This window comes from Aquabacterium sp. A7-Y (assembly GCF_026153205.1).
In the GTDB taxonomy this organism is placed as follows: Bacteria; Pseudomonadota; Gammaproteobacteria; order Burkholderiales; family Burkholderiaceae_C; genus Caldimonas.
On the sequence record NZ_JAPFBW010000091.1, the window covers coordinates 1 to 681 of the forward strand.

The following is a 681-nucleotide window of genomic DNA, read 5'->3' on the forward strand; positions in this document are numbered from 1 at the left end:
AGGCCTTGCGTGAGCTGCACCTGCCTTTCGCCGCGCCCGAGGAAACGGTGCTGATGGACGCGCTGGAAGTGCGCGACGTGGTGGCGCTGCTGGATGCGCTGGCCTCGCCGCAGCACGACCTGTCGCTGGCCCACGCGCTGCGTTCGCCCATCTTCGGCGCCAGCGACGACGACCTCGTGGGCCTGGCGCTCGCCGTGCGCGAAGGCGGGGGATCGTGGTGGAGCGCGCTGCAGGTGATGCCGCCCGAGCGCTGCAGCCCGGCGCTGCAACGGGCCGCGGTGCTGCTCGCGTCCTGGGCCGAGGACGCACGCCGGCTGCCGCCGCACGATCTGCTCGACCGCATCGTCGAGCAGGGCGAGCTGCGCGCTCGGTATGCCGCAGCACTGCCGGCCGAGCTGCGCGGCGCCGGGCTGGCCCATCTCGATGCACTGCTCGCGCTGGCACTCGAGCTCGACGCAGGGCGCTACGCGACGCCCTACAAGCTGGTGCGCGCGCTGCGGCGCCGGCCCCTCGCGATGGCGGCCCGGGGTGACGCCCAGGCGGTGCAGCTGCTGACCATCCACGGCGCCAAGGGGCTGGAGGCGCGCGCCGTGTTTGTGGTCGACAGCGAGGCCGGCCCGGAGCGCAGCGAAACCGCGGCGGTGCTGATCGACTGGCCTGCCGAGGCCACCCACCCGGCCT

The 681-nt window shown here is 74.4% G+C and carries 1 pseudogene; it reads left to right on the plus strand.

The features are described 5' to 3' along the window. A pseudogene (locus OOT46_RS30660) lies at positions 1-681 on the plus strand (DNA helicase UvrD); the annotation flags it as partial.